This window comes from Streptomyces macrosporus (assembly GCF_039533145.1).
Classification (GTDB): Bacteria; Actinomycetota; Actinomycetes; order Streptomycetales; family Streptomycetaceae; genus Streptomyces; species Streptomyces macrosporus.
In genome coordinates this window covers 272,035-298,222 of sequence record NZ_BAAASZ010000027.1, presented here as the reverse complement: position 1 = coordinate 298,222, position 26,188 = coordinate 272,035, and the positions used below count along the sequence as shown (strand labels likewise).

24 protein-coding genes are annotated in these 26,188 nt (G+C 73.8%); 9 read left to right on the top strand and 15 right to left on the bottom strand.

All coding sequences use genetic code 11. The features are described from left to right. Window positions 1–55 precede the first annotated feature (55 nt). From ABD335_RS20470 to ABD335_RS20460, 3 genes are all read right to left on the bottom strand, one after another. Window positions 56–568: a hypothetical protein gene (locus ABD335_RS20470; protein WP_344325482.1), complete on the bottom strand. Its 513-nt coding sequence runs from the start codon at window positions 566–568 to the stop codon at window positions 56–58. Window positions 569–670: 102 nt separating this feature from the next. Continuing rightward, a complete protein-coding gene (locus ABD335_RS20465) occupies window positions 671–1,345 on the bottom strand; it encodes a response regulator (RefSeq protein WP_344325479.1) in 675 nt (224 codons plus the stop codon). Beyond that, the gene (locus tag ABD335_RS20460) at window positions 1,342–2,349 is read right to left on the bottom strand and encodes a HAMP domain-containing sensor histidine kinase (RefSeq protein ID WP_344325718.1); all 1,008 of its coding nucleotides are present in this window, start codon (window positions 2,347–2,349) and stop codon (window positions 1,342–1,344) included. The genes ABD335_RS20465 and ABD335_RS20460 overlap by 4 nt, the downstream gene beginning before the upstream one ends. A gap of 372 nt (window positions 2,350–2,721) precedes the next feature. On the opposite strand from ABD335_RS20460, the gene ABD335_RS20455 reads away from it, so the two are divergent. The 3 genes from ABD335_RS20455 to ABD335_RS20445 all read left to right on the top strand — a co-directional run bounded on the left by ABD335_RS20455 (window position 2,722) and on the right by ABD335_RS20445 (window position 4,317). Then, complete coding sequence (locus ABD335_RS20455) at window positions 2,722–3,048, top strand: TraR/DksA family transcriptional regulator (protein WP_344325476.1); 327 nt, start codon at window positions 2,722–2,724, stop codon at window positions 3,046–3,048. Window positions 3,049–3,157: 109 nt separating this feature from the next. Next, entirely contained in the window at window positions 3,158–3,508 is a 351-nt protein-coding gene (locus tag ABD335_RS20450) for a TraR/DksA family transcriptional regulator (RefSeq protein WP_344325473.1), read from the top strand. Further along, window positions 3,505–4,317, top strand: coding sequence for a rod shape-determining protein (locus ABD335_RS20445; protein WP_344325470.1), 813 nt, complete (start codon window positions 3,505–3,507; stop codon window positions 4,315–4,317). Before ABD335_RS20450 ends, ABD335_RS20445 begins: the two co-directional genes overlap by 4 nt. A gap of 190 nt (window positions 4,318–4,507) precedes the next feature. Here the strand turns inward: ABD335_RS20445 and ABD335_RS20440 are convergent, their stop codons facing one another. Beyond that, the gene (locus tag ABD335_RS20440) at window positions 4,508–5,674 is read right to left on the bottom strand and encodes a cystathionine gamma-synthase (RefSeq protein ID WP_344325467.1); all 1,167 of its coding nucleotides are present in this window, start codon (window positions 5,672–5,674) and stop codon (window positions 4,508–4,510) included. A 37-nt stretch (window positions 5,675–5,711) separates the two neighbouring features. Here ABD335_RS20440 and ABD335_RS20435 point away from each other — a divergent pair, with 37 nt between their 5' ends. The 3 genes from ABD335_RS20435 to ABD335_RS20425 all read left to right on the top strand — a co-directional run bounded on the left by ABD335_RS20435 (window position 5,712) and on the right by ABD335_RS20425 (window position 8,612). Further along, window positions 5,712–6,917 (top strand): hypothetical protein, encoded by a 1,206-nt coding sequence (locus ABD335_RS20435; protein WP_344325465.1) that lies wholly within the window; start codon window positions 5,712–5,714, stop codon window positions 6,915–6,917. A gap of 12 nt (window positions 6,918–6,929) precedes the next feature. Beyond that, window positions 6,930–7,595 (top strand): peptide-methionine (S)-S-oxide reductase MsrA, encoded by a 666-nt coding sequence (gene msrA / locus ABD335_RS20430; protein ID WP_344325715.1) that lies wholly within the window; start codon window positions 6,930–6,932, stop codon window positions 7,593–7,595. A gap of 471 nt (window positions 7,596–8,066) precedes the next feature. Beyond that, on the top strand, window positions 8,067–8,612 hold the full coding sequence (locus ABD335_RS20425) for a hypothetical protein (protein WP_344325462.1): 546 nt from the start codon (window positions 8,067–8,069) through the stop codon (window positions 8,610–8,612). A 272-nt stretch (window positions 8,613–8,884) separates the two neighbouring features. Here ABD335_RS20425 and ABD335_RS20420 read toward each other — a convergent pair whose 3' ends face one another. The 6 genes from ABD335_RS20420 to ABD335_RS20395 all read right to left on the bottom strand — a co-directional run bounded on the left by ABD335_RS20420 (window position 8,885) and on the right by ABD335_RS20395 (window position 17,501). Beyond that, the gene (locus ABD335_RS20420) at window positions 8,885–9,235 is read right to left on the bottom strand and encodes a DUF1330 domain-containing protein (RefSeq protein WP_344325459.1); all 351 of its coding nucleotides are present in this window, start codon (window positions 9,233–9,235) and stop codon (window positions 8,885–8,887) included. 170 nt (window positions 9,236–9,405) lie between these two features. Then, window positions 9,406–9,948: a type 1 glutamine amidotransferase domain-containing protein gene (locus tag ABD335_RS20415; RefSeq protein ID WP_344325712.1), complete on the bottom strand. Its 543-nt coding sequence runs from the start codon at window positions 9,946–9,948 to the stop codon at window positions 9,406–9,408. A gap of 294 nt (window positions 9,949–10,242) precedes the next feature. Next, window positions 10,243–13,515 carry a S8 family peptidase gene (locus ABD335_RS20410; protein ID WP_344325456.1) on the bottom strand — a complete coding sequence of 1,091 codons (3,273 nt, stop codon included), beginning with the start codon at window positions 13,513–13,515 and terminating at the stop codon, window positions 10,243–10,245. A 245-nt stretch (window positions 13,516–13,760) separates the two neighbouring features. Beyond that, complete coding sequence (locus ABD335_RS20405; RefSeq protein ID WP_344325453.1) at window positions 13,761–14,465, bottom strand: ABC transporter ATP-binding protein; 705 nt, start codon at window positions 14,463–14,465, stop codon at window positions 13,761–13,763. Between the two features lie 99 nt (window positions 14,466–14,564). Then, complete coding sequence (locus tag ABD335_RS20400; RefSeq protein WP_344325450.1) at window positions 14,565–15,998, bottom strand: ABC transporter permease; 1,434 nt, start codon at window positions 15,996–15,998, stop codon at window positions 14,565–14,567. Between the two features lie 222 nt (window positions 15,999–16,220). Then, complete coding sequence (locus tag ABD335_RS20395) at window positions 16,221–17,501, bottom strand: L,D-transpeptidase (RefSeq protein WP_344325447.1); 1,281 nt, start codon at window positions 17,499–17,501, stop codon at window positions 16,221–16,223. Window positions 17,502–17,917: 416 nt separating this feature from the next. Between ABD335_RS20395 and ABD335_RS20390 the strand changes: the two genes are divergently transcribed. Further along, a complete protein-coding gene (locus ABD335_RS20390; RefSeq protein WP_344325444.1) occupies window positions 17,918–18,235 on the top strand; it encodes a hypothetical protein in 318 nt (105 codons plus the stop codon). Here ABD335_RS20390 and hutH read toward each other — a convergent pair. From hutH to ABD335_RS20365, 5 genes are all read right to left on the bottom strand, one after another. Continuing rightward, a complete protein-coding gene (gene hutH, locus ABD335_RS20385) occupies window positions 18,216–19,769 on the bottom strand; it encodes a histidine ammonia-lyase (RefSeq protein WP_344325441.1) in 1,554 nt (517 codons plus the stop codon). The genes ABD335_RS20390 and hutH overlap by 20 nt on opposite strands. Window positions 19,770–19,842: 73 nt before the next feature. Beyond that, window positions 19,843–20,991, bottom strand: a complete 1,149-nt coding sequence (locus tag ABD335_RS20380) for a GGDEF domain-containing protein (protein ID WP_344325438.1) — start codon at window positions 20,989–20,991, stop codon at window positions 19,843–19,845. A gap of 98 nt (window positions 20,992–21,089) precedes the next feature. After that, the gene (locus tag ABD335_RS20375) at window positions 21,090–21,890 is read right to left on the bottom strand and encodes an enoyl-CoA hydratase/isomerase family protein (protein ID WP_344325709.1); all 801 of its coding nucleotides are present in this window, start codon (window positions 21,888–21,890) and stop codon (window positions 21,090–21,092) included. A gap of 208 nt (window positions 21,891–22,098) precedes the next feature. Then, window positions 22,099–23,199 (bottom strand): adenylate/guanylate cyclase domain-containing protein, encoded by a 1,101-nt coding sequence (locus tag ABD335_RS20370; RefSeq protein WP_344325435.1) that lies wholly within the window; start codon window positions 23,197–23,199, stop codon window positions 22,099–22,101. Window positions 23,200–23,275: 76 nt separating this feature from the next. Continuing rightward, window positions 23,276–24,175 (bottom strand): biotin--[acetyl-CoA-carboxylase] ligase, encoded by a 900-nt coding sequence (locus ABD335_RS20365; protein ID WP_344325432.1) that lies wholly within the window; start codon window positions 24,173–24,175, stop codon window positions 23,276–23,278. Window positions 24,176–24,277: 102 nt separating this feature from the next. On the opposite strand from ABD335_RS20365, the gene ABD335_RS20360 reads away from it, so the two are divergent. Then, window positions 24,278–25,885, top strand: coding sequence for an acyl-CoA carboxylase subunit beta (locus ABD335_RS20360; RefSeq protein ID WP_344325429.1), 1,608 nt, complete (start codon window positions 24,278–24,280; stop codon window positions 25,883–25,885). A gap of 46 nt (window positions 25,886–25,931) precedes the next feature. After that, window positions 25,932–26,141, top strand: a complete 210-nt coding sequence (locus ABD335_RS20355) for an acyl-CoA carboxylase subunit epsilon (protein ID WP_344325426.1) — start codon at window positions 25,932–25,934, stop codon at window positions 26,139–26,141. Window positions 26,142–26,188 lie beyond the last annotated feature (47 nt).

The window sequence follows — 26,188 nt, the reverse complement described above, 5'->3', positions numbered from 1 at the left end:
CTCCAGCAGGGCGCCGCGACCGGCCCGGTCGCGGCGGGGACGGGACGGGGGAACGTCAACTGCCCGACGGAGGTGGCGGCGCCCGGCCCGGATGGCGGGCGGTGTGAAGGCTTCCGGAGACGTCCGGGGGCGCCGCGGAGGGGCGTATGCCCTCGGCGGGCCGGGGCAGGTGGGCCCGGCCCGGCAGGGTCGCGCCGCCCGGGTGGGCGGCGTGCCGCTCCCCGGTGGCGTCCCGGTACAGCAGGGGGGGTCGTTCGCATCCGGCCGCGCACGGCGCGGTGACGACGTGCGGCAGGGAGGCGAGGGAGGTGTCGGGGGGCACGGGATCACCGGCGGACGGGGTGCCGCGCGCGCCCCCGACCCAGGGAGTGCCGTCGGCGGCCGCGACGGAGGGGGCCAGGACTCCCAGCAGGAGGGCCACCACCGCCAGGAGCACGCCGACCGCCCCGCCGGCCGGGTGCGCGCCCGCCCGGCGCCGTCCCGACCGGGGGCCGGGCCGGGAGACCGCCCGGAGGCCCGGCCGGGCACCCCGCCGACGGCAGGGGGACGCGGCGGTCCGCTGGGCCATGCCGCCTCCTCCTCGGGCGTCTCTCGGGCGTTCCTCGGGTGGACCGCCCGCCCACGCCGGGCCGGTGGGCGGTCGGTGCGGGCGCGCGGTCCGCGCCCGCCGTCAGGGTTCGATCAGTCCCGCCCGGATGGCGTAGCGGGTCAGTTCCAGACGGTCGCGCAGTCCGAGCTTGTGGAGCATGTTCGCACGGTGACGCTCGACAGTCTTGACGCTGATGACCAGTGTCTCGGCGATCTCCTTCGAGGAGTGGCCCTCCGCGACCAGTTTGAGCACCTCCTCCTCGCGGGCGGTGAGCACCCGGTCGGGGACGTCCTCGCCCTGCTTGACGCGGTCGAGGTAGTTGCGGATCAGCGCGGTCACCGCGCCGGGGTAGAGGAACGGCTCGCCGCGCATCGCCGCCCGGCACGCCTCCACCAGATCGCGGTCGGCGACGGACTTCAGCACGTACCCGGAGGCCCCGGCCTTGAGGGCCTCGAAGAGGTACTGCTCGTTGTCGTACATGGTGAGCATCAGGATGCGCAGGCCCGGGTGGCGGGCGGACAGCTCGCGGGCCGCCTGCAGGCCGGTCATGCGCGGCATGGCGACGTCGAGGACGGCCAGGTCGACGGGGTGCTCGCGGGCCGCGGCGACCGCCTCGGCGCCGTCCCCGGCCTCGGCGACCACGCGCAGGTCGGGTTCGCCGTCGAGGATGAGCCGCACGCCCCGGCGGACCAGGGCGTGGTCGTCGGCGAGCAGGATGCGGGTGGGGTGCGCCCCCGGTGCGGTGCCGCCGGTCACGCCGCCACCCCCGTCGTTCCCGCGCCGTCCCGGGCGGGCCCGTCCCCGCCGTGCCCGTCCCCGGTGGCGGGCACGGACAGCCGCACCCGGGTGCCGTCGCCGGGCGAGGTGTCGATGTCCAGGGTGGCGCCGACGAGCAGGGCGCGCTCCCGCATGCCGCGGATGCCGGCGCCCTCGGCGGCGAGGCCGATGCCGCGGCCGTCGTCGCTCACGCTCAGCACCACGCCGTCGGCGGTGCGCCGCAGCCCCACCTCGACGTGCGCGGCGTCGGCGTGGCGGGCGGCGTTGGTCAGGCTCTCCTGTGCGACGCGGTAGAGCACGAGTTCCCTCTCCCGGTCCAGCGGTGGCAGGTCCGTGTCGAAGCGGCGCCGTACGGTCAGCCCGGTATGGGTGGCGAAGTCGCCGGCCAGCGCGGTGAGCGCGCTGACCAGCCCGAGGTCCTCCAGCACACCGGGGCGCAGCCGGCGGGCGAGGCGCCGGACCTCGTCCAGGCTCTCACGTGTGATCTCCTGGGCGTGCTGCAACTCGGCGCGCAGCTCCCGGTCCGGGGCGCGGTCCGCGGCCCGCTTCAGTTCCAGCAGGACGGCCGTCATGCTCTGCCCGACCTCGTCGTGGAGTTCCTGGGCGATGCGGCGCCGCTCGGCCTCCTGGGCGGACAGCACCCGGGCGCTGCTGGTGGCGCGTTCGGCCTCCAGCCGGTCGAGCATGTCGTTGAAGGCCCGGATCAGCTCGGCGACCCCGCCCCGTCCGGTCACCGGCAGCCGCTGCCCCGGGCGGAGCAGGTCGACCGTGGTCATCAGACGGGCCAGCCGGTCCAGCGGGGCCAGGCCGACGCGCAGCAGCGCGGCGTTGGCCACCAGCATCACGACCAGCCCGCCCACCAGGACGACGGCCTCGGTGAGCAGCACGGGCACCGAGACGGTCACCGGCGCCCACAGCAGCAGCGCCGTGGCCGTGCCGAGCACCACCGCGTTGAGCCCGAAGATCCGCCAGAACAGGGACACGGCGCGTACGACCTCCTCGATCACCTTGTCCCCACCACTATCCGTCACTTTCGCGTTCCGGTCGTCGTCGGTGTCCTCGTCGTCGGTGTCCGCCCGCGTCCGGTTCCGCCCCACCGGACCGGGCCAGCGTGCCGGGGCGGGGCCGCCCGGGTCGATCGGGGCCGCCCGCCATCCGTGGGGGTCGCGTCGGCCCGTCCCCGGGGGGACGTACAGCGCGGCACCCCGCACAGATGGGTGTCATCACCTATGGCCATCGCCCGGCGTGCCCTCCATGGTGGAGGGCACAGGGGCGCGCGGCCCCTCGCCACGGCGGGGCCGCGCGCCCTCCCGTATTCCGCCCCTCATCCTGTTCACGGAAGGACCACGACCGCGATGACGATCGACGCGGCCCGCTCCGAAGACCCTCCCGAACGCCTCTCCGCGCACGACGCCCGCCGGCGTCTGGAGCACGAGCGCGACTCCCGCCTCTCCCAGTTGGCCGAGGTCGAGAAAGGCGAGCACCACGGGGCCGAGGACCTGATGACGGTCCAGGCCGCCGCCATACGCCGCGTGCTGCAGGAGATCGACCTCGCGTTCGCCCGGCTGGACGACGGCACCTACGGAACCTGCCAGGGCTGCGGAACCGCCATTCCGGTCGAACGGCTGGAGATCCTTCCGTACGCCCGCTGCTGCGTCGGCTGCCAGCAGCGCGCGGCCTGACGGAGCGCTTCCCGGGGGCGTGGACGGGCGGTGCCCGCCTCTCCGCGCCCCGGCGCCCTCCCCCACCACTCCCCCGCGCTCCACAGAGCTCCACAGAGGACGTGAAGCATTGAACAACCAGGTCGCCGGTGCCGTCGGTGCCGGGCTCACCCCCCGGGAAACGGCCACGCTGCGGGAGAGCCTGGAGGAGCAGCGCCGATTCCGCCTCGACCAGTTGCGGGAGTTCGCCCGCGCCCGGCCCGAGCGGCACACGGCCGCCCGGGCCGCGGTCGACACCAGGCTCTCGGCGTCCGCCCGCATGGTGCTCGCCGACGTGGAGGACGCCCTGGAGCGGATGGACCAGGGCCGGTACGGTCGCTGCCTGCGGTGTGACCGTCCCATCCCCTTCCACCTGCTGGAGATCGTGCCGCAGACCCGGTACTGCGTCCCCTGCCGGCCGGCCGGGGAGGCACGGCGGTGACCCCTCCCTCACCGCTCCCTCCCCTGCGCGACAGGGCGTGGCCGGTGCGCCGCTCGTCCCCGGGGCTGGCGGTCGACCTCGGCAGCGCCCGCACCCGGGTGTGGCAGCCCGGCCGGGGCCTGATCGTCGACACCCCCACGGTCACCTCCCCCGGCCCGTACGGCACCCATCCCGTCCAGCGCGGCAGCGTCGTGGACGTCGAGGGCGTCGCGCGGCTGCTCGACCGCCTGTCGGTCCACCACCCGCACCACCTGGGCCGCCGGCCCGTGGTCGTCCTCGCCACCCCCGTGCTGTGCGACGACGACCACCGCGCCGCCGCGCTGGCCGCGCTGGAGGGCCTGCGCCCCCGCACGGTCCTGACCATCGACAGCGTCCGGGCCGTCGCCCTGGGCGCGAGCGCCGATCTGACCGAGCCGCTGCTGGTCGTGGACGTCGGAGCCCATCTCACCGAGATCGCGCTGCTGGTCGACGGCGCGGTGGCCACCGCCCACCGCACGCCGCTGGGCACCGCCGACCTCGGCGCGATCACCACCGCCGCCGCCCTCGCCGGCTCGGTCGTCGAGACGGTGACCGACATGCTGCGCGGCGACCCGACCCCGTGGACGCTCGACGCCCTGGGGCGCGGCGTGCTGCTGTCCGGCGGCGGCGCGCTGCGCCCGGAGATCGTGTACCTCCTGGCCCGGCGGCTGCGCGTCCCCGTCCGACCGGCGCCCGCGCCCCACACGGCCGCCGTGCGCGGCGCGGCGGCGGCCCTGGGCGCCGTGTGCCGCCACCCCGCGCTCGTCCCCTGCCACGACGCTCCCCGCTGACGCTCTCCCCCGGCCGCGAGCGTCGAAGACGCGCCGAAGACGGGACGCGGACGGGCCGCAGACGGTCCCGGAACCGGCAACGCCCCCGACGACGACACCCCGCGACGACGCCCCCGACGACACGGAAACGGGCCGCGGCGAGTCGCCGCGGCCCGTCGTTCCGGCCGGCCCGCCTCCACGGGCCCCGCGCTCAGCCGAGCGCCTGGGTCAGGTCCTCCACCAGGTCGTCGACGGCCTCGATGCCGACCGACAGCCGCACCAGGTCCGCCGGCACCTCCAGCGCCGAACCGGCCGCCGAGGCGTGGGTCATTTGTCCCGGGTGCTCGATCAGGGACTCCACCCCGCCCAGCGACTCGCCGAGCGTGAACAGCTTCGCCCGGTTGCAGACCTCGACGGCCGCCTCCTCGCCCCCGGCGACCTGGAAGGAGACCATGCCGCCGAAGTCGCGCATCTGCTTGGCGGCGATCTCGTGTCCGGGGTGGGAGTCCAGTCCGGGGTAGTGGACCCGGGTGACCTTCGGGTGGGAGGCCAGCAGCTCGGCGATCCGGGCCGCGTTGGCGCAGTGCCGGTCCATCCGCACCGCCAGGGTCTTGATGCCGCGCATCACCAGCCAGGAGTCGAACGGCCCGGCGATGGCCCCCATGGCGTTCTGGTGGAAGGCCAGTTCGTCGCCGAGGCCCGCGTCGGCGGTGATCAGCGCGCCGCCGACCACGTCGGAGTGGCCGCCCATGTACTTGGTCGTGGAGTGGACCACGACGTCCGCGCCGAGCGCGAGCGGCTGCTGGAGGTAGGGGCTGGCGAAGGTGTTGTCCACCACCAGACGGGCGCCCGCCGTCCGGGCCACGTCGGCGACGGCCGCGATGTCGGTGATGCCCAGCAGCGGGTTGCTCGGGGTCTCCACCCAGACGACCTTCGTGCGCGGCCGCAGCGCGGCGCGGACGGCCGCCGGGTCGGAGGAGTCGGCCACCGACCACTCGACGCCCCACCGCTCGGCCACCTTGGCGAAGAGCCGGAAGGTGCCGCCGTAGGCGTCGTTGGGGATCACCACGTGGTCGCCCGGCGTCAGCAGGGTTCTCAGCAGGCAGTCCTCGGCGGCCAGTCCGGAGGCGAAGGCCAGCCCGCGCCGGCCGCCCTCCAGCGCGGCGAGGTTCTCCTCCAGCGCGGTGCGCGTCGGGTTGGCGCTGCGGCTGTACTCGTAGCCGCCGCGCAGGCCGCCCACCCCGTCCTGCTTGAACGTCGACACCTGGTGGATCGGCGGCACCACCGCCCCGGTCGCGGCGTCGGGTTCCTGTCCGGCGTGGATGGCGAGGGTCTCGAAGTGCTGTACCGCGTTCCGGTTCGCGTGCTGGTCGCTCATGGCCACGAGCCTAATGGGCGGGCCGTACGGTGGAGGCATGGAAGCGCTGCTGTTCCTCATCGCCATCGCCGCCGTCGTCGGATTCCTCATCGTGCCCGCGGTGCGCCGCCGCAGGGAACTGAAGGACAACGGGGGGTTCCCGGTGCGGCTCGCCGACCCCGACCGGTACGGCTTCGTGCCGCCCGAACGGCTCGACGTACGGCTGCCGGGCCCGGACCCGGAGCTGATCGAGGCGCTGGAGGAGACCCAGCGGACCCAGGACTGGCGGCCCGTCGCCCGGCTGCTCGCCCTGACCGACGGCGACTGGGAACTGCGGTGGCAGCGCGTCCAGTCCCTGGCGGGCGCGGCGGCGGTGGAGCTGGCGCGCTCGCGCATGGCCCCGGCCGTCGCGGAGCAGGCCCCGACCGAGCCCTCCGGCCACTCCCTGACCAAGGACGCCCCCCGGGACGCCGACGCGCCCCCCGCCGCGGCCGTCGCGGGAGGCGCGCGCTGGCTGCGCGACTGGCGCGCCTCGTCCCCGCGGGACGCGGGCTGCGCCCAGGTGTACGCGCAGTTCCTGGTCTGGCAGGCGCTCGGCGACACCGGTACGGCGGACCGGCGGATCATCCTGGAGGAGGCCCGCGACATCGCCCGGGAGGCGGCCCGGCTGGCCCCGTCCGACCCCACCGCGCGCATCGTCGAGCTGTTCGCCGCCCGCGCCCTGGGGGTGCGCCGCGCCGACTTCGAGGAGCTGTGGGAGGAGGTCCGCCGGCGGGCGCCGCACCACATGGGCGCGCACCTGGTGGCGCTCCCGTACTGGTCCGCCAAGGGCCAGGGGTCCCGTGAGGACGCCTACGCCTTCGCGCAGGGCGCGGCCGGCGACGCCCCCGAGGGCACCCTGCTCCCGGCGCTTCCCCTCTTCGCCGTCCACGACCACCTGCCCGAGGCCAACATGGTCAGCGGCCTGTACCGGAGCGCGGTGGTCGAACAGGCCATCGCGGGCGCCCAGTACGCCCTCCACCACGCCCCCGCCGACCACCCCGTCGCGCCGCACGTGCGCCACCTGCTGCTGTGCTTCCTGGTGCGCGCCGAGCGGTACGCCGAGGCCATGGAACAGGTGCGGGCCGTCGACGGTTATGTCGGTGCGGTGCCGTGGGTCGACGGCGGCGATCCCGCGGCGGAGTACGCGGCGTACCGCGCCCTGGCGGTCGCGGGCTACGAGAGCCGGGGCGGCGACGCCGCGCACACACCGCCGACACACTGACGAGAGGTGAGCATGCTGTTCGGCTACCACAAGACGTCCCTCCCCACCCCGGAGGAGGCCCTCAAGGGCCGTCCCGAGCGCCCCTTCCCCGTTCCGGAGAGCCACACGGTTCTGGGCAACCCCCTGCTGGGGCCCTATCCGGAGGGCCTGGAGGTCGCGGACTTCGGTCTGGGCTGCTTCTGGGGCGCCGAGCGGAAGTTCTGGCAGACGCCGGGCGTGTGGACGACCCTGGCCGGCTACCAGGGCGGCCACACCGAGAACCCCACGTACGAGGAGGTCTGCTCGGGCCTGACCGGCCACGCGGAGGTCGTCCGCGTGGTCTTCGACCCGTCGAAGGTCTCGTACGAGGCGCTGCTGAAGCTCTTCTGGGAGTCCCACGACCCCACGCAGGGCTTCCGGCAGGGCAACGACGTGGGCACCCAGTACCGCTCGGCGGTCTACACCCACTCCCCGGCCCAGCAGGCCGCGGCCGAGGCGTCGCGCGACGCCTACCAGTCGGTCCTGACGTCCTCGGGCTACGGGGCGATCACCACGGAGATCCTCCCCGCCGACACCCGCCCCTTCTACCCGGCGGAGCCCTACCACCAGCAGTACCTGGACAAGAACCCCGGCGGCTACTGCGGCATCGGCGGCACGGGCGTCTCCTGCCCGGTCGGCGTGGCCAAGGCCGAGAGCTGATCCGGCCGCGCCATCGCGACGCCCCCGGCCCCGTTCGCTGTTCGGACGGGTACGGGGGCGTCGTCGTCCCCGTACGCCGGTCGGCCGAGGTACGGCCGGTCCCGGCGCTCCGGGATGCGCCGGACGTCCTCGCCGTCGGTCTCGACCACCGGCCGATCGGCCCCGGTGGCCTGCGCACCGCTCCGGCCTCCCCGCCTGTGCGTACCGTGCCGGCCGCCTGCCGGCGCCCGTGCGGCGGGCCGAGGGCTCGCGGACGAGTGCGCGCCCGGGCTCGGCGGGCGCCGGAGGGGAGCGAGGAGCGGTGGCGGCGGGTTTCCGGGATTCCGGACCCGGAACCGAAGCGGCGTCGGGGCAGGCGCGCGTGCGTCCAACCGCGTGCCCGCCACGCGGCGGTACGTGCCGGCTCGGCGCTTCCGGGGAAGGGCCACCGTTCCCGTACATCCGTCTCCGCGCCCGCCGTGGCCTGGGACGATGTGGCGCGTGACGGACAACACGTGGTGGGTGGCGGCCCTCACCGGCGGCACGGCCGTGCTCGCCAGTTGGGTGACGACCCTGGGCAATGCCAGGACCGCCCGGATACAGGGGCAGGCGGCCGCGGAGACACAGCGTCGGCAGCAGTTGCGGGACGGCAGGCGCAGGGCGTACCTCGACCTCGTCGAACAGGCCCACCGCATGGCGGAGTTGTACTGGAAGGTGTCGGCCGCCTCGCGCGTCGAGGACGCCGCCGAGCGTGCCGCCGCGTGGTCGGCGCTGTACGAGCGCGAGCGCGACGAGTACGCGGGCATCCGACGGTGTGTGCGCGTGGTCGATCTCGAAGGTCCGCCGGAGGTGGCCGAGGCGGCGGAGGCGCTGAAGAGGGAGGTCGGCTCCTTCCACCGGCCCTTCACCACCATGGTGGAGGGCGACGGGAGCGCCGTGGAGGAGGCCGTGGCGGAGTTCGACGGCCGGTACCGGCCCTTCTGGGCGGCCCTCAACCGCTTCGTCGACACCGCCCGCGAGGCCCTGCACAGCACGTAGCCCGCACAGCACGTGGGCGGAACGGGCCTCTCGGCCGCGTGCCGGCCCCTCCCGACCCGCGGGTCCGGCTCCGCGCCGGGGCCTGACGCGCCGGGACCTGATGGTCCACCACCTTCGGCGCGGCGAGGGCGAGTCGCCTCAGGAGCCGCTCAATTCACCGGCTCCGGGACGGTCTTCGACGGGACCGTCCCCGTGAGGCCGGTTCCGGCGGGCGGAGGCCCGCAGCGCGGCGGCCGGGCGGAGTGTGGTCGTCGGCGCTCGCCGTGGGCGGGTCAGGCGCCCGCCGCGCGGCGCAGCGCGTCGATCCTCCGGCTCGGGTGGTGGTCGGGACCGACGCCCTCGACGAGGACGACCGTGCCGTCGATGTGGTCGGTCCGCAGCGGCAGGATCTCCTGGTGCGCCCCCGAGTCGTACCAGGCGCGCGCCTCGTCCATCCCCGGGAACTCGATCATCATCACCATGCTCCCCGGCCACTCGCCCTCGCGGACCTCCATCGGGCCTCCGTGCACGAGGAAACGGCCGGAGTAGGGGTCGAGGGTGTCCTGGATGCGCTCCAGGTAGGCGACGACGTCCGGGGGCGGGCCGGGGTGGTCGCGAAGGTGGGCGATGGCGCAGGCGGTCATGGTTCCTCCCGTTCCCGTTGCTCCTGGCTGCCGCCCACCGGGCCGGTGGGCCCGGTCGCGACGATGCCGCCGCGCCCCGGCGCGGGGTCGATCACCCGCGAGGTCATGCCGGAGCGCGCGGGAGCGAGCCGCCCCCGGCCGGTGCCGGGGGCGGGAGCCGGGGCCGGGAGTCAGGCCGAGACGGCGGAGAACTCCCGCAGGAACGCCTCGGAGAACGCCTTGAGGTCGTCCGGCTTGCGGCTGGTGATCAGGGTGTTCGGTCCGTTCGTGCAGACCGCGACCTCCCGGTCGACCCAGTTGCCGCCCGCGTTGCGGATGTCCGTCCGCAGGCTGGGCCAGGAGGTGAGCATGCGGTCGCGGATCACGTCCGCCTCGACCAGCGTCCACGGCCCGTGGCAGATCGAGGCGACCGGCTTGCCGGCCTGGAAGAAGTCCCGGACGAAGGCCACGGCCTTCTCGTCCGTCCGCAGTTCGTCGGGGTTGGCGACGCCGCCGGGCAGCACCAGGCCGTCGAAGTCCTCGACCCGCGCGTCGGCGACCTGCTGGTCCACCGGGAAGGTGTCGGCCTTGTCGAGGTGGTTGAACGCCTGGATCCGCCCGCTCTGCGTGGACAGCAGGACCGGCGTTCCCCCGGCGTCCTTCACGGCCTGCCAGGGGTCGGTCAGCTCGATCTGCTCCACGCCCTCCGGAGCCACGAGAAAGGCGACCTTCACGTCTGCCACGTCCTTTCGGCGGTTCGGTCCTCACGGATGCTCCCCCGTACTCGTTCGGCTCCCCACCACGGGCGCCCTTATGCCACTTTCCCGGATTTCCCGGATTTCCTGGCTTTCCGGGCTTTGCGGGCTTTCCTGCATCTCCCGGATGCACGGGACGTCACGGGCGAACGGCCCGCCGGAGCGGGTGCTCCGGCGGGCCGTTCTCCGGTGGTGCGTGGGGCGTCGGTGCCTCGTGTACCTCGTGTGGCTCGTGAGCCTGCCGAGGTCACGCGCTTCCCGCGCTCCGGGGTGTCACGCGGTGCGGTAGGCGTTGATGATCGTCTGGGAGAGGGTGTTGCCCTTCTTGTCCGTGACGTTCGCCTTGAAGGAGACGGTCTTGCCCTTGCCGGGGTTCTTGACCGACACCGCGCCCTTCTTGACGGTGAGCTTCTTCCAGCTCTTGCCGCCGTCGTAGGAGACGTACACGCCGATCGACTTCAGGTTCTTGCCCGCGGCCGATCCCTGGATCTTCACCGGCACCGACACCGTGGCCTTGGCCTTGGCGGTGCCGTCCAGGGCCAGCTTCGGCGCGAAGCGCACCGCCGTCGCCGGCAGCTCGGTCTCCTCCTTGGTACGGCCGGAGGTGAAGGTGTAGGTGGCGCCGACCTTGGTGCTCAGCTTCGCCACCTTGGCGCGGTCGATGGTGGTGACCAGCTTGTACGACGCCTTGCCCTTCGGCAGGGTGAAGTCGACGAAGTCCAGGACGTCGTCGCGCGTCGCGAACTTCTCGCCGTTGCGGTACAGCGTCGTCTTCGCCGAGTCGTACAGGCTGCCGCCGTAGTGGCCGGCGCCGTCCGCGAACGGGTTGACCATGCCGTAGAGCGTGTCGCCGTCGCGGAAGATGCCGTCCCCCTTGGCCAGGTGGGGGCCGAAGACGCCGTTGTTGAAGGTGCGGCTGTACTTCTTGCCCGCGGTGTACGCCTTGGGGTCGACGTAGTAGGTGGCCTCGTAGTCGCCGTTCTTGTCGAGCTGGACGAAGTCCTGGAACCACTCGACGCCCTTGGCCCTGACGTACACCGTCGTGGTGCGCGGGAGCTTGCGCTCCGTCCCGGTGGTCCAGAAGGAGGTGGACGGCGCGGTGGACAGGACGCCGGTGCGGCCGGGGAGGGTGGCGCCCTGGCCGACGGTGATCCCGGCCATCTCCGACCGCTTGGTGTGCAGGGTCAGGCCGGTGTAGAAGCCGCCCTTGCGGTGGTGGGCGCTGCGGTACTCCGTGTTCCCGTTGGTCCAGGAGGTGTCCACGCTCGCCGAGACCTCGACACCGGTCGCGGTACCGACCTGGGCGGTGCGGAAGCCCTGCTTCAGAGCGGGCGCGCTGACGGCGAAGGTGGTGAAGCCGTCCTCGGTCTCCCCGGTGAGCTCCATGTTCAGGTCGGCCTGTTCGGCCTTCTTGTCCTCCACCGTCAGCGAGACCTTCTTGGCCTTGCGGGCGTCGAAGGTGAGCGCGGTGTCCTTGGTGAGCTTCACCTCCGGCGCGGCGAGCCAGTCCTGGCCCTCGATCTCGCCCTCCGCCCCGCCCGGCAGGTCGACGAGGGTGGACAGGGCGTAGGACCCCTTGGGCAGCCGGATCTCGGCGGTGCCGTTCTCGCCGTACAGCGAGCGGAAGTCGCCGTCGTCGTAGTCGGTCAGGGTGGTGTCCCACAGCCCGGCCGCCTTGCCGTCGCGCCCGACGACCCGGACGGTCAGGTCGTAGGACTCCACCTCGCGGTCGACGGCGGCCGCGGTGCGGACGGTCTGGCCGCCGCCGGTCGCCGTGATCGTCGCGCTGTACGCGCCGTTCAGGTTGCCGCCGAGCCGGGTGTCGGCGGTGACGTCGACCGTGGCCGTGCCGCCCGCGGGAACGGTGATCCTGTCGGCGGCGAGGGTGAACATGCCCTGCGGGGCGGCCTTGCCCTTGGGGTCGGTGGCGGCGACGGCCAGGTCCAGGGCGACGTCCTCGGCGCCGAGGTTGCGGTACGTGACGCCCTTGGTGATCGGCTTGTCGTCGCCGTGCGGCCACTGGGCCGTGCCGAAGGAGAGCGACACCGGTTCGGCGACGACCGTCTGCTTGATCGCCTTGGCCACGTCGGCCCGTCCGGAGCCCTGCTGGAAGGCGGTGTGGCCCGGACCCGGCTCGGTGGAGGCCGTCAGCGCGGCCTTGATCCGCTCACCGGTCCAGTCGGGGTGCTGCTGTGCCAGCAGCGCCGCCGCGCCGGCGACGTGCGGGGTCGCCATGGAGGTGCCCGAGATGGCCACGTAGCCGTCGGCGACCTTCTCCCCCTCCTGCTCGACGACGCTGCCCTTGGCCGCCGCGGCGCCGATGTCCACGCCGGGGGCGGTCAGGTCGGGCTTGAGGCCGCCGTCGCCGACCCGCGGGCCGACGGAGGAGAACTCGGCGAGCCTGTCCTGCTTGTCCACGGCGCCGACGGTCAGCGCGGCGTCCGCGCTGCCCGGGGTGCCGATGGTGGAGGGGCCGGGGCCCTCGTTGCCGGCCGCGATCACGAAGAGGGCGCCGCTGTCCTTCGACAGCCGGTTGACGGCGTCCTCCATCGGGTCGACCTCGGGGGTGTCGTAGTCGCCGAGGCTGAGGTTGAGGACCTCGGCGCCCTGCGCCACGGCCCACTCCATGCCCGCGATGATCTCCGAGGTGGTGCCGTAGCCGTCGTCGTCGAGGACCTTGGCGTTGAGCAGTTTGGCGCCGGGCGCGACGCCCCGGTACTTCCCCTTGGACTTCGCCCCCGAGCCGGCCGCGATGGAGGCGACGTGGGTGCCGTGTCCGTAGCGGTCCTTGGCGTCCTTGGCGGCGGAGAAGTTCCGCTGCCCGACGACCTGTCCGGCGAAGTCCGGGTGCGTGGTGTCGATGCCGGTGTCCAGGACGGCGATGGTGACGCCCTTGCCGTCGTATCCGGCCTTCCAGGCCGCGGGGGTGCCGATCTGCGCCACGCTCTTGTCGAGCGTGGCCCGGTGTATCCCGTCGAGCGAGACGGTGGCGACTCCGGGGGCCGCCGCGCGCTGGCCCTCGGTGGAGGACGGCCGGGTCAGGGCCGTCCAGGCGTCGGCCGCGGCGTCCTCGGCGACGGTCAGCGCCTCGCCGTTGACCGAGCGGAAGGTGGCGCGCACGGTCGGGTCGGCCTCGGCGTGGAGTTCGGCCTTGGCCGCGGGCTTCGCGCCCCGGTAGGTGACGATGACCGGGACGCCGTTCCCGGCGGTCGTGCGGTGGCGTTCGCGGGCGAGTTCGGTGACGTCGAACAGCCGCTTGTCGAGCTTGCGTTCGCGTATGAGTCGGGTGACGTCCCGCGGGAGCACGTAGGTGTGCCCCTCGGTGCGGACGACCTGGACGGGTACGTTCTCGCGCCCCTTGGCGCGGATCATCCCGGTGACCTCGCCGCGCCGGTCGAGCACGACCCGGTCGCCGGTGATGAGGGTGACGGTCCGTCCGTCCCGGGCCGTCCGGTCGGCGCCCTGGCGGGCTCCGGACTCGGCCGGCGACGTGGGCGGGGCCGCGAGCGACGGGGTGGTCAGCCCCGCCGTCAGCGCGACGGCCACGGCGGTGGTTATCGCCGCGACGCCCGTTCTCTTCCGTTGTGTCAATGTTCCCCCTGGTGAGCTCGTCACCATGCGTGGGGGACCCCAGCGGCCCCCCGCGCGAGCAGTATGCGGGAGGCCGCCGCACCAGCGCCATATGACGACATATGAGACTGGAGTTCTACGCGGTGCCCTGGGGGTCGATGCCCCTTTCCGTCGGGGCTGTCACCGTCGGGCCGACCGGCCTTCGCGGTGGGAGAGACGCCTCATCCGTCCGCCCGGTTGCCTTCCGCCACGCTTCTCTCCTCGGTGGTGAGCCGTCCCCCGCGGATGGTGGCCACGCGGGTGGCGCGGCGGGCGATGGAGCTGTCGTGGGTGACCAGCACGAACGTCAGTCCGTGTGCCGTCCACTGCCCTTCGAGGACCTCCATGATCTCGTCCCGCGTCGACTCGTCGAGGTTTCCGGTGGGTTCGTCGGCGAGCAGCACCCGCGGCTGTTTGACGAGGGCTCGGGCGATGGCGACGCGCTGCTGCTGGCCGCCGGACATCTCGCCGGGCAGGTGGCCGAGCCGCTCGCCGAGCCCGACGGCCTCCAGCGCCTCGGCCGCGCGCCGGCGCCTCTCCCTCGTCCCGACGCCGAGGGGGACGAGCGCGGTCTCGACGTTCTCCTGCGCGGTGAGGGTGGGGACGAGGTTGAAGCTCTGGAAGACGAAGCCGATCTTCTCGGCGCGCAGCCTCGTCAACTTGGCCTCGCTCAGCCGGGCGAGGTCGGTGCCGTCGAGTTCGACGCCGCCGGAGGTGGGACGGTCGAGTCCGCCGAGCATCTGCAACAGCGTGGACTTGCCGCCTCCGGTGGGGCCCTGGACGACGAGGCGCTCGCCGTCCTCGATGGTCAGGTCCACGCCGTCGAGGGCGTCGACGGCCTTCTCGCCGCGTGCGTAGCGCTTGGTGACGCCGGTGAGTCGGTACATGGGCTGGTCTCCTGGGAGGGCGGAAGGGGTGCCGCGCCCCGGGGGGAGCGGGCGCGGCACCGGTCGGAGGGCGGCCCGTGGCGGGCCGGTGAGGGGGTGTCAGGCGACGCGGCGCAGCGCGTCGGCGGGACGCAGGCGGGAGGCGCGCCAGGCGCCGAACGCGCCCGCGACGAGGCCGCCGGTGACGGCCAGGGCGACGGCGAGGGCGACGGTGCGGAGGTCGACGGGGGCGGTGAGCGCGACGTCCAGGGTCCGCTCGCCGGTTTGGCCCAGGGCGCGCAGGGCGCCGCCGCCCGGACCGTCCGCGCCGCCGGGACCGCCGGCCCCCGCGTCGGCGGCCGGCGTGGCGGTGAGGGTCGGGCCGACGGCGGTCACCACGTACGCGCCCGCGCAGCCCAGGGCGATGCCCAGCGCGCCGCCGAGCAGCCCGTTGACCACGGCCTCGCCGACCACCTGACGGGTGATCCGACCGCTGCGCCAGCCCAGTGCCTTGAGGGTGCCGAACTCGCGCACCCGGCGGCCGACGGCCGCGGAGGTGAGCAGTCCGGCGACGAGGAAGGCGGCGGCCGTCACGGCGATCGACAGCCATCTGCCGACGCCCGCGGCGAGTTCGGCGGCCGTGCCGAGGGAGCCGGAGACCGTCTTGGCCAGGTCGGCGGCGGTGGTGACGGTGGCGTCCGGGATCTCCCGGTGGATGGCCGCCTCGACCTCGTCGATCCGCTGCGAGTCGGTGGCCTGGACGTAGACGGTGGTGATCGCGTCCTCGGCGTCGGCGAGCTTCTGGGCGCTCTCCAGGGGGATGTAGATCTGGGCGGCGGGCTGGTCGCTCTCGGCGCCGGCGATGCCGACGATCTCGAAGTCGGTGCCGGCGATGTCCAGGGTGTCGCCGACGGACAGGTCCTCGCTCTCGGCGTGCGCGCCGTCCACGACGGCCACCTCGGCGTCGGTCTCGTCGCGTGCGAAGCCGCGGCCGTCGGTGATGGTGGCGGAGGTCAGCGGGCCCAGCCCGGGGGTGCGGACGTCGACGCCGCCGATGGTGCGGGTGTCGACCCGGAAGTCGGCTCCGCCGCCCTCGATCCGTCCTCCGGGCTCGCCGGGCCGGCCCTGGCCGCGCGGCTCGCCGGGATCGAACTCGCCGTCGACCCGAACGGAGGTCAGGTTCAGGCCTCCCGCGGCGGCCGCCACGCCGTCCTGCTCGGCGACCGTGTCGACCGTGTCGGCGTCGAGGGTCCGGAAGCCCTGGACCATCAGGCGTTCGGTGCTCTGCTCCTCCTCGCCTTCCCGCGCGTCGAATCGGAACCGGGGGCGCTCGGCCCCCTCGCCGTCCTCCGGGTCCGGCCCGGCCTTGGTGACGGTCATGTCGGTGCCCAGGCCGTAGAGGGACTCCAGGACCTCTTCCTGGGCCCGGCTCATCCCGGTGGAGACGGAGCCGACGACGATGACCAGCGCGATGCCGAGCGCGAGCCCGGAGGCGACGATGAACGCCGTCCTTCTGCGGCGGCGCAACTCCCGCCGGAGGTAGGTGAGGAACATGTGCGGCACCGTAGGGAGGCTCGCTCACGGTTCGCTGAGGGCTCCATGAGAGGGCGATGAGAAGTCCGCCGCGCCCCCCGGACGCCCTCCGGAGCCTCCCCCGGACCCCCGGAAACGCCGAAGGCGGCGGGCGCGGCGCGTGGGCGCCGTGCCCGCCGCCCGGCGGGACGGATCACGGTGTGGCCGGTCGGACCGGTCTGTCGGGCCTCCGGACCGAGGACGTCAGAGGGCGGAGCCCGCCTTCCAGTCCTCCCAGGACATGTTCCAGCCGTTGAGGCCGTTGTCCGGGGTGATCTGCTTGTCCGGCGAGTTCTTCACGATGACGACGTCGCCGAGGAGCGAGTTCTCGTAGAACCAGGCGCCGTCCTGGTCGGGGTCGTTGGCGCCCTGGACGTCGTTCAGGCCGATGCAGCCGTGGCTGGTGTTGGCGTTGCCGAAGATCGAGTCGGCGGCCCAGTAGTTGCCGTGGATGAAGGTGCCGGAGGTCGACAGGCGCATGGCGTGCGGCACGTCCTTGATGTCGTACTCGCCCTTGCCGTCGTCGTCGGTGAAGCCGACCGTGGCGCCGTTCATCCGGGTCTCCTTGAACTTCTCGGAGATCACCATCTGACCGTTGTAGGTCGGGGTCTCGGGGCTGCCGGCCGAGATCGGGATGGTCCGGATGGTCTTGCCGTCCCGGACGACCTTCATCTGCTTGGCCTTCGCGTCCACCGTGCTGATCTGGGAGCGGCCGACGGTGAACTCGATGGTCTTGTCCTGGACGCCGACGACGTTCGGCCCGCCCTCGACGCCGTCGAGGTCGAGGTCGACGGTCACCTTGGAGCCGGCCTTCCAGTACTCCTCGGGCCGGAAGTCCAGGCGCGTGTCGCTGAACCAGTGGCCCACGACCTCCTGGCCGCTGGTGGTGTCGACCTCGATCGCGGACTCGACGGCCTTCTTGTACTCGTCGGTGATGCCCTTGTCGAAGTTGATCGAGACCGGCATGCCGACGCCCACGGTCGAGCCGTCCTCGGGCGTGTAGTAGCCGATGAAGCTGTTGGACGGCGAGACCGTGGTGAAGGTGGAGTTCTCGTGCGCCTCCCGGCCCTTGGAGTCCTCGGCCTGCGCGGAGATCGTGTACTCGGTGGCGCGCTCGAGCTGGCCGTCGGGCGCCCAGCTCGCCCCGTCCTCCGAGAGCGTGCCCGCCACCTCCTGGCCCGTGGCGGTGGCCTTCATGGTCACCTCGGTGAGCTTGCCGCCCTTCACCGTGACCTTGACGCCGTTTATGGTGGAGTTGTCCGTTCCGTCCTTCGGGTTGATGACTATTCGCGCGCTGGAGGCCTTCTCCGCCGCGGCCTTGTCGGCCTGCGCCTGGCCCTTCTCCGGCTTCTTCGCGGCGTCGGCCTCGGCCCCACCGCCGTCACCGCCCCCGCACGCCGACAGTGTGAGCACCCCACTGAGCAACGCGGCCACCACCGCAACACTCCTGCGGCGCTTGCCGTCCGTCATCACTCGCTTCTCCATCCGCTTACGAACCTCTGGCTCCCGGCCCGCGTCCCACGCCGTCCGGTGAGGGTGAACGGGATGTCAACCCACAGCCGCACGTACGAGAACGCATGGGAGCTGTGACCCGTTCCACCCAGGGTAAGACTGTGGGGTAAGACACCCGCCCGGAACCATAGGTTGCAGCGACGAGCGGGAATCCCCCTCCGCTCCGGATCGTTATCGAACGCTCACCACGCGACAGCACCCGGGGTACCGGACCGCTTTCCACGCCTCGCACAGTCTATGTGCCGGTGTGACCCGAATCGCAGTGCGACGGACACGGGGAGCGCGAACGGAAAAGACGATCGTCCCACCGGTCGCCTTTCCCGCGCCCCTCTTCGGTGGCTAGCATCGTGGCGCGCACCGTCGACTCGCAGCACCGAGGGGGCTCTTCCGTGCGAGCACACCGCCGACCGCTGGCGACCGCCGCCGTCGCGGGCGGCCTCCTGTTCGGCCTGTGGTTCGTGCCGTCCGCGAACGCCACCGGCGAGGACGCCGTCCGGCCCGACGCCTCGCGGACCCAGGTCCAGGAGGAGACCCGGGTCACATCCGAAGGCGGCTCCGCGGACGGCGTCGAGTTGGCCGACACCGGAAGCTTCGACACCACGCCCTACGTCGTCGGGGGCCTCGGCTTCCTGGGCGCGGGCGCCGCCCTGCTGGCCCACGCCCACATCCGCTCCGGCCGCGAGGGCCTCACGCCAGCGGTCCGGTGACGGTCTCGGCCGCCGCCACGAGCCCTCCGGTGCGGACGAACTCCTCGGCCGCCGCCAACTCCGGTGCCAGGAAACGGTCTTCTCCCGGTCCGGCCGCCCCCGCCTCGCGCAGCGCGGCCACCACGGCCGACGTGGCGGGCGACGGGGTCGGTCCCTCGGCGGCGCGCAGTTCGATCGCGCGGGCGGCGGTGTAGAGCTCGACGGCCAGCACCCGGGTCAGGTTCTCCACGGCGGTCCGCAGCTTGCGGGCGGCCGACCAGCCCATCGAGACGTGGTCCTCCTGCATCGCCGAGGACGGGATCGAGTCCACCGAGGCCGGGACCGCCAGTCGCTTCATCTCGCTCACCAGGGCGGCCTGGGTGTACTGGGCGATCATCAGGCCCGAGTCCACGCCCGCGTCGTCCGCGAGGAAGGGCGGCAGTCCGTGGGAGCGGTTCCTGTCCAGCAGCCGGTCGGTGCGGCGCTCGGTGATGGAGGCCAGGTCGGCGGCGGCGATGGCGAGGAAGTCCAGCGCGTAGGCGACGGGCGCGCCGTGGAAGTTCCCGTTGGACTCCACCCGGCCGTCGGGCAGGACGACCGGGTTGTCCACGGCCGCGGCCAGCTCCCGCTCGGCGACGGTGCGGGCGTGGGCCAGGGTGTCGCGGCCGGCGCCGGCGACCTGGGGGGCGCAGCGCACGGAGTAGGCGTCCTGCACCCGGGGGGCGTCGTCCTGGTGGTGCCCGGTGAGTCCGGAGCCCTCCAGGACCTTCAGCATGTTGGCGGCGGACGCGGCCTGGCCGGGGTGCGGACGGATGGCGTGCAGCTCGGGGGCGAGCACCCGGTCCGTGCCCAGCAGCGCCTCCAGGGAGAGGGCCGCGGTGACGTCGGCGCAGGTGAACAGCCGGGCGAGGTCGTCGCAGGCCAGCACCAGCATGCCGAGCATGCCGTCGGTGCCGTTGAGCAGCGCCAGGCCCTCCTTCTCCCGCAGCTCCACGGGGGCCAGGCCGTGCTCGGCCAGCAGGTCGGCCGCGGGGCGCACCCGCCCGTCCGGCCCCTCGGCGTCGCCCTCGCCCATGAGGGTCAGCGCGCAGTGCGACAGCGGCGCGAGGTCGCCGGAGCAGCCGAGGGAGCCGTACTCGTGGACGACGGGGGTGATCCGCGCGTTGAGCAGGCCGGCCATGGCGCGGGCGACCTCGGGCCGTACGCCGGTGTGCCCGGAGGCGAGGGTCTTCAGCCGCAGGAACATCAGCGCCCGCACCACCTCGCGCTCCACGCGCGGCCCCATCCCGGCCGCGTGCGAGCGGACGATGTTGCGCTGGAGCTTCACGCGCAGGTCGGTGGGGATGTGGCGGACGGCGAGGGCGCCGAAGCCGGTGGAGACGCCGTAGACGGGGTCGGGCTTGGCGGCCAGGTCGTCGACGGTCCGCCGCGCGGCGGCGAGGGCGTCGAGCGCCTCCGCGGAGAGTTCGACGGACGCCAGGCCGCGGGCGACGGCGACGACGTCCTCGGCGCCGGTGCCGGAGGGCCCGACCACTACACGGTGCTGCATATCCATATTCAGGAACACTAAGGAGTGAATCGAGTTCTGTCACGGTTCCGGAGGCGTCCGGTCCCGAACCGGGACCGGGTCACACGTCCAGACCGCGGATGCGGCGGCGGTCGCCCGCGGGCCGGGCCGCCTCCGCCTCGTCCGCCAGGCGGATCACCGCGTCCTCGGCGTCGTCCGCGCCCTCGCGTCCGGCCACCACCGGTTTGGCCGTACGGGCGGCCTTCGCCCGGTACTGGGCGGCGTCCGCGAGACGGAACAGCCGGCGGGCCGAGCGGACCGGGCCTATCGGGTCCCCCGTGGAGGCCACCCCGCAGGCGACCCCCTCGCCCAGCTCCAGCTCGGCGGCCCGACGGCAGATCTCGTCCGCGACCCGGACCACCTCGTCCGCCGACGGCCCCACCGCCAACAGGCAGAACTCGTCCCCGCCCAGTCGGGCGACCAGCGTCTCCGGAAGCATCGCGCCGCACAGCGACAGCACCGAGGCGAATCGTTCCAGCAGGCGGTCGCCCGCCTCGTGGCCCAGCTCGTCGTTGACCGTCTTGAGCCCGTTGACGTCGCAGACCAGCAGGCTCACCACCGTCCCGTCCGCCCGGTGCCGCTCCAGCGCCTCGTCCAGCCGCACGTCCACCGCCCGCCGGTTGGCCAGGCCGGTGAGGGGATCGGTGAAGGCCAGCCGGCGCACCTCCTCCAGCCGCTCGGTCTGGGCGATCCCGGCCGCGATCACCGACGCCAGCACGGTGGCGAAGTCGGCGTCGGCGCGGTCGAAGACGGGCCGGTCCGCCTCCCGCGCCACGTACAGCTCGCCCCACGCCCGCCCGTGCAGCACGATCGGGGCGACCACGCAGCAGCCCCGTCCGCGGCGGCGCAGCACGGCCGCGCGCCGGGTGCCCGGCACGTCCCCCGAGCCGTCCGCCGTCTCCAGCCAGGCGCGCGGCTCGCCGCCGTCCGTCCAGCGCCGGTGGAGGAACCCGGTGATCTCCGGGAAGTCGTGGACGGGGTACGACTCGTCCTCGGGGAACTCCTCCTCGTCCCCGCGCAGCTCCCCCACGTTCGCCAGCACCCGCAGCCGGCCGCGCTCGCGCTCCCAGACGGAGACGGCGGCGAAGGAGCCGTCCATCGCGGTCCGCGCGCCCTCGGCGGCGGCGCGGGCGACGTCGCGCAGGGTGGGGGCGGCGGCCATCGCCTGCGCCAGCGCCACCACGGTCCTCAGCCGCGCGTCGTCACCCATGCCGCACCCGATTCATACGACCCAGGTTATGGGCCTTCCCTCCAGCGTGCCGACCTGCTCACACCGGCTCTCGGGCCTCGTGCCCGCTCGCTCGCGGCTCACTCCCCGGGCCAGCGCGGGGCCCGCTTCTCGTTGAAGGCCGCCACGCCCTCGGCGCGGTCCCCGGAGAACGCCACCGAGCGCCAGGCCGCGTCCTCGACCTCCAGGCCCGCGCGCAGGTCCAGGCCCCAGCCGGTGCGCAGCGCCCGCTTGGCCGCCCGCAGGCCCACCGGGGAGTTGGCCGCGATGCGCCGGGCCAGCGCCAGCGCCTCGGCGCGGTCCTCCCCCTCGGCCGCCAGGTGGTCGACCAGCCCCAGCTCACGGGCCTCGGCGGCCTCCACCCGCCGCGCGGTGAAGATCAGCTCCGCGGCGCGGGCCGCGCCCACCCGGCGCGGCAGCAACTGGGTGCCGCCCCCGCCGGGGATCACCCCGACGGACACCTCCGGCAGCCCGACGACGGCGGTGGGGTCGGCGACGATCAGGTCGCAGGAGAGGGCCAGCTCGAAGCCGCCGCCGAGCGCGAACCCGTGCACGGCGGCGATCGTGGGCATCGGCAGCTCCAGCACCCCGGTGTAGGCGGCGCGGGCGTACGGCCGCTGCCGCGCCAGGTCCGCGTCGGTGAAGGAGTTGCGCTCCTTGAGGTCGGCGCCCACGCAGAACGCCCGCTCGTGGGTGGAGGAGAGCACCACGGCCCGCACCCGCCGGTCGGCGGCGAGCGACGCGCACGCCTCCCCCAGGAGGCGGGCCATCTCGGTGGAGACGGCGTTCATCGCCTTCGGCCGGTCCAGCACCAGCTCGGCGACGTGGGTGTCCGTCTCGCGCCGCACCACGACCCACTCGCCGAACCGCTCCTCGCTCACGTGCCCGTTCACGTCGTCGCTCACGTCGTCCACGCAGCCCTTCCGGTTAACGATCGCTCACTGGTGTCGAGCGCATCATGCCATCCGACCGCCCGGTCGGTCAGGGGGGCCGGGAGGGGAAGGGGGAGCGGAGGACGAGGGCGGGCGCGGGACGGGCGCGGAGAGGGCGGGGGAGCGGGGAACCGAAGGGGGCGTCGGGAGGAGCGCGTCAGGAGGGCCGGCGGCTGAGCAGCCACGGCTCGATGACGCCCAGCCCGCGGACCGGGCGCCGGTAGAGGGGGCGGAGCGCGAAGCGGTACGCCGAGGTGTCGTCGGCCTCCTTCTCCGACGCCGGCGCCTGGCCGGAGGCGACCAGCTCGGCGCGGAGCTCCTCGTCGACCAGCACCGCGTCCTTGGGGGCTATGGAGGTCAGCCGGCTGGCCAGGTTGACCGTGTTGCCGAAGACGTCCCCCATGCGGGTGGTGACCGTGCCGAAGGCCATGCCCACGCGCAGCTCGGGCATCGTCTCGTCGTTGGCCAGGGTCTCGATCAGCCGCAGGCCGATCTCGGCCGCCGTGCCCGCGTCGTCGGCGACGTAGAGCACCTCGTCGCCGAGGGTCTTGATCAGCCGGCCGCCGTGCGCGGCGACCAGGTCGGCCGCGGTGGTCTCGAACGCCTCGACCAGCTCGCCGAGTTCCTCCTCCTCCAGCCGGCGGGTCAGTCGGGTGAAGCCCACCAGGTCGGCGAAGGCGATCGCCAGCCGCCGGTCCACCATCTCCTCGTCGTCCTGCGCCACCCGGCCGGTGGCCGCGGCGAGCTGCCGCCGCCAGACGTACACCAGGAACTCCTGGAGTTCGGGCAGGAGCAGCTCCAGCAGCGGGTACGCCACCTCGGTGCGGGTCATCCCGGGCTCGGGCGGCTCGGTCAGGCCCTCCAGGAAGGAGTCGATCTGCCACTCCGCCAGACGTGCCGTCGTCTGCCCGGTGGAGCGCGCCACCTGGACGGCCATCGCCTCGCTGAGCAGCCCGGCCTCCACCAGACCGGCCAGCCGGCGCAGCGCGAGCACGTCGGCCTCGGTCAGCGCCCGGGCCTGGCCGATGTCGGCGAAGCCCATCGCCCGCCAGAAGCGGGCGGCCAGCTCCATCGGGACGTCGGCGGCGCGGGCCGCCTGGAAGGGCGTGTACTGCCGGGGGGCGCCCAGGATCAGCTGTTCGATGCGCAGCGCGAGGGGGTCCTCCTCGGTCCGGTCCGCGTCGCCGGCCGCCGCCGCACCGCCCGTCGGCTCTCCGGTCGCCGTCGGCTCTTCGGCTGGGGTGCCCGAGTCGTCCACTGCCCTTCCGATCCACTCACTGCCGCCGCGCCCGCCGCGCTGGGTCGAGTCAACGATACGGCAGGTGTGCCCTGGCTCACTCTCCCGACGGTGCTTCCGGGGGCTCCTGCGGAGCGGGCCTGAGGTGCACGATGTCGCCCGCCTCCACCGGCCGCTGCACCCCCTCGCCGCTCGCCAGGACCAGCCGTCCGTCGCCGTCCACCGCGACCGCCTCGCCCACCAGCTCGCGGTCGCCGGGCAGCAGGACGCGCACCCGCCGACCGAGGGTGGCGCATCCGGCGGTGTACGCCTCCCGCACCCGGCTCGCCTCCGGGTCGCCGTCCGCCGCGTGCCAGCGGCCGTACCACTCCTCCAGCGACCGGAGCACGGACCGCAGCAGCGGGTCGCGGTCGGTGCCGGACGCGCCGGCCAGCGTCAGCGAGCCGGCCGTGGGCACCGGCAGCTCGTCCTCGCGCAACGAGACGTTGAGTCCGATGCCCAGCACCACGGAGGCGGTCCCGTCGGGGTGCCCGACCCGCTCGGCGAGGATGCCGCCGAGCTTGCGCTCCTCGTCGCCGACCCGCACCAGGACGTCGTTGGGCCACTTCAGCGCCGTGTCCACCCCGGCGGTGCGGGCCAGGGCGGCGGCGGTGGCGACCCCGGCGAGCAGCGGGAGCCAGCCCCACCGCTCCACGGGCACCCGCGGGGTGAGCAGGACGGAGAAGAACAGCCCCGACCGGGCGGGGGCCGTCCAGGCGCGCTCCAGCCGCCCGCGTCCGGCGGTCTGCCGCTCGGCGACCAGCACGTCCCCCTCGCGGGCCGCGCCCCTCGCCGCCCGCCCCGCGAGGTCGGTGTTGGTGGAACCGGTCTCGGGCACCACGTCCAGAGAGGTCCACAGCGCTTCGGGCCGCAGCAGCGCGCGGCGGAGCGCGGAGGCGTTCAGCGGCGGTCGGTCCAGGTCCGACCAGGGATTGTCCGAGGGGTCCTTGGGCGTCATGCAAGACAGCGTAGGTGTGGCAAACACCGCACCTCCGTACCGCTCGGCCGCCGATACGCTACGAGTCGGTAGCCAGACGTTCACGACGAGGAGCCGCAGCCCGTGTCCGAGCAGCAGAGCCCAGCACCCGAGGACCACGAGCGTCACACCACCGCGGGCAAGCTCGCGGACCTGCGTCGGCGCATCGAGGAGGCCACCAACGCGGGTTCGACGCGCGCCGTGGAGAAGCAGCACGCCAAGGGCAAGCTGACCGCCCGCGAGCGGATCGACCTGCTCCTGGACGAGGGGTCGTTCGTCGAGCTGGACGAGTTCGCCCGCCACCGCTCCACCCACTTCGGCCTGGAGGAGAACCGGCCCTACGGCGACGGCGTCGTCACCGGCTACGGCACGGTGGACGGGCGTCCGGTGGCCGTCTTCTCCCAGGACTTCACGGTCTTCGGCGGCGCCCTGGGCGAGGTCTACGGCCAGAAGATCGTCAAGGTGATGGACTTCGCGCTGAAGACGGGCTGCCCGGTCATCGGCATCAACGACTCCGGCGGCGCCCGCATCCAGGAGGGCGTGGCCTCGCTCGGCGCGTACGGCGAGATCTTCCGCCGCAACACCCACGCCTCCGGCGTGATCCCGCAGATCTCGCTCGTGGTGGGCCCGTGCGCGGGCGGCGCGGTCTACTCCCCGGCGATCACCGACTTCACGGTGATGGTCGACCAGACCTCGCACATGTTCATCACCGGCCCGGACGTCATCAAGACGGTGACCGGCGAGGACGTCGGCTTCGAGGAGCTGGGCGGCGCCCGCACCCACAACGCCACCTCCGGCGTCGCGCACTACATGGCCTCCGACGAGAAGGACGCCATCGAGTACGTCAAGGCGCTGCTGTCGTACCTGCCGTCCAACAACCTCTCCGAACCGCCCGCCTTCCCCGAGGAGGCGGACCTGTCGGTCACCGACGACGACCGCGAGCTGGACACGCTGATCCCGGACTCGGCCAACCAGCCGTACGACATGCACGCCGTGATCGAGCACGTGCTGGACGACGGCGAGTTCCTGGAGACCCAGCCGCTGTTCGCGCCGAACATCCTCACCGGCTTCGGGCGGGTGGAGGGCCGGCCCGTCGGAGTCGTCGCCAACCAGCCGATGCAGTTCGCGGGCTGCCTGGACATCGACGCCTCCGAGAAGGCCGCGCGGTTCGTGCGGACCTGCGACGCGTTCAACGTCCCGGTGCTGACCTTCGTGGACGTGCCCGGCTTCCTGCCCGGCACCGACCAGGAGTACGGCGGCATCATCCGGCGCGGCGCCAAGCTGATCTACGCCTACGCCGAGGCGACGGTCCCGCTGATCACGGTCATCACGCGCAAGGCGTTCGGCGGCGCGTACGACGTCATGGGCTCCAAGCACCTGGGCGCGGACCTCAACCTCGCCTGGCCGACGGCCCAGATCGCCGTGATGGGCGCCCAGGGAGCGGTCAACATCCTCCACCGCAGGACCCTGGCGGCGGCCGAGACGCCCGAGGAGCGGGAGGAGCTGCGGGCGAAGCTCACCGCCGAGTACGAGGACACGCTCCTCAACCCGTATGTCGCGGCCGAGCGCGGGTACGTGGACGCCGTGGTGCTGCCGTCCGACACCCGGCGCCACATCGTGCGGGGCCTGCGCGCGCTGAGCACCAAGCGCGAGTCGCTGCCGCCGAAGAAGCACGGCAACATCCCGCTCTGACCGGCCCGAGCAGCCCCGACCGCTTCGACAGCGAGGAGACCGTCACGTGATCAAGGTCGTACGCGGCAACCCGACCCCCGAGGAGCTGGCCGCCGCCCTGGCGGTGGTGCGGACGCGCACGGCGGCGGCCTCGGGAGCCGCCTCGTCCGCCGCGGCGGGGACCTCGGAGTGGTCCGATCCGGCCCGTACCGTCCCCGCCCGCCGGCTGCCCCACCCGGGGCCGCGGGCGTGGCGGACGACGTACTGGCCCTGTTGAGGCGGACGGTCCCGTCCCCCACACGGCCGGAGCGGACCGGACGGCCC

Coding starts and splice junctions, on each gene's coding strand:
- ABD335_RS20470 (WP_344325482.1), bottom strand. CDS start 568: ATGGCCCAGCGGACCGCCGCGTCCCCCTGCCGTCGGCGGGGTGCCCGG.
- ABD335_RS20455 (WP_344325476.1), top strand. CDS start 2,722: ATGACGATCGACGCGGCCCGCTCCGAAGACCCTCCCGAACGCCTCTCC.
- ABD335_RS20440 (WP_344325467.1), bottom strand. CDS start 5,674: ATGAGCGACCAGCACGCGAACCGGAACGCGGTACAGCACTTCGAGACC.
- ABD335_RS20435 (WP_344325465.1), top strand. CDS start 5,712: ATGGAAGCGCTGCTGTTCCTCATCGCCATCGCCGCCGTCGTCGGATTC.
- msrA (WP_344325715.1), top strand. CDS start 6,930: ATGCTGTTCGGCTACCACAAGACGTCCCTCCCCACCCCGGAGGAGGCC.
- ABD335_RS20425 (WP_344325462.1), top strand. CDS start 8,067: ATGTGGCGCGTGACGGACAACACGTGGTGGGTGGCGGCCCTCACCGGC.
- ABD335_RS20420 (WP_344325459.1), bottom strand. CDS start 9,235: ATGACCGCCTGCGCCATCGCCCACCTTCGCGACCACCCCGGCCCGCCC.
- ABD335_RS20405 (WP_344325453.1), bottom strand. CDS start 14,465: ATGTACCGACTCACCGGCGTCACCAAGCGCTACGCACGCGGCGAGAAG.
- ABD335_RS20400 (WP_344325450.1), bottom strand. CDS start 15,998: ATGTTCCTCACCTACCTCCGGCGGGAGTTGCGCCGCCGCAGAAGGACG.
- ABD335_RS20395 (WP_344325447.1), bottom strand. CDS start 17,501: ATGGAGAAGCGAGTGATGACGGACGGCAAGCGCCGCAGGAGTGTTGCG.
- hutH (WP_344325441.1), bottom strand. CDS start 19,769: ATGGATATGCAGCACCGTGTAGTGGTCGGGCCCTCCGGCACCGGCGCC.
- ABD335_RS20380 (WP_344325438.1), bottom strand. CDS start 20,991: ATGGGTGACGACGCGCGGCTGAGGACCGTGGTGGCGCTGGCGCAGGCG.
- ABD335_RS20365 (WP_344325432.1), bottom strand. CDS start 24,175: ATGACGCCCAAGGACCCCTCGGACAATCCCTGGTCGGACCTGGACCGA.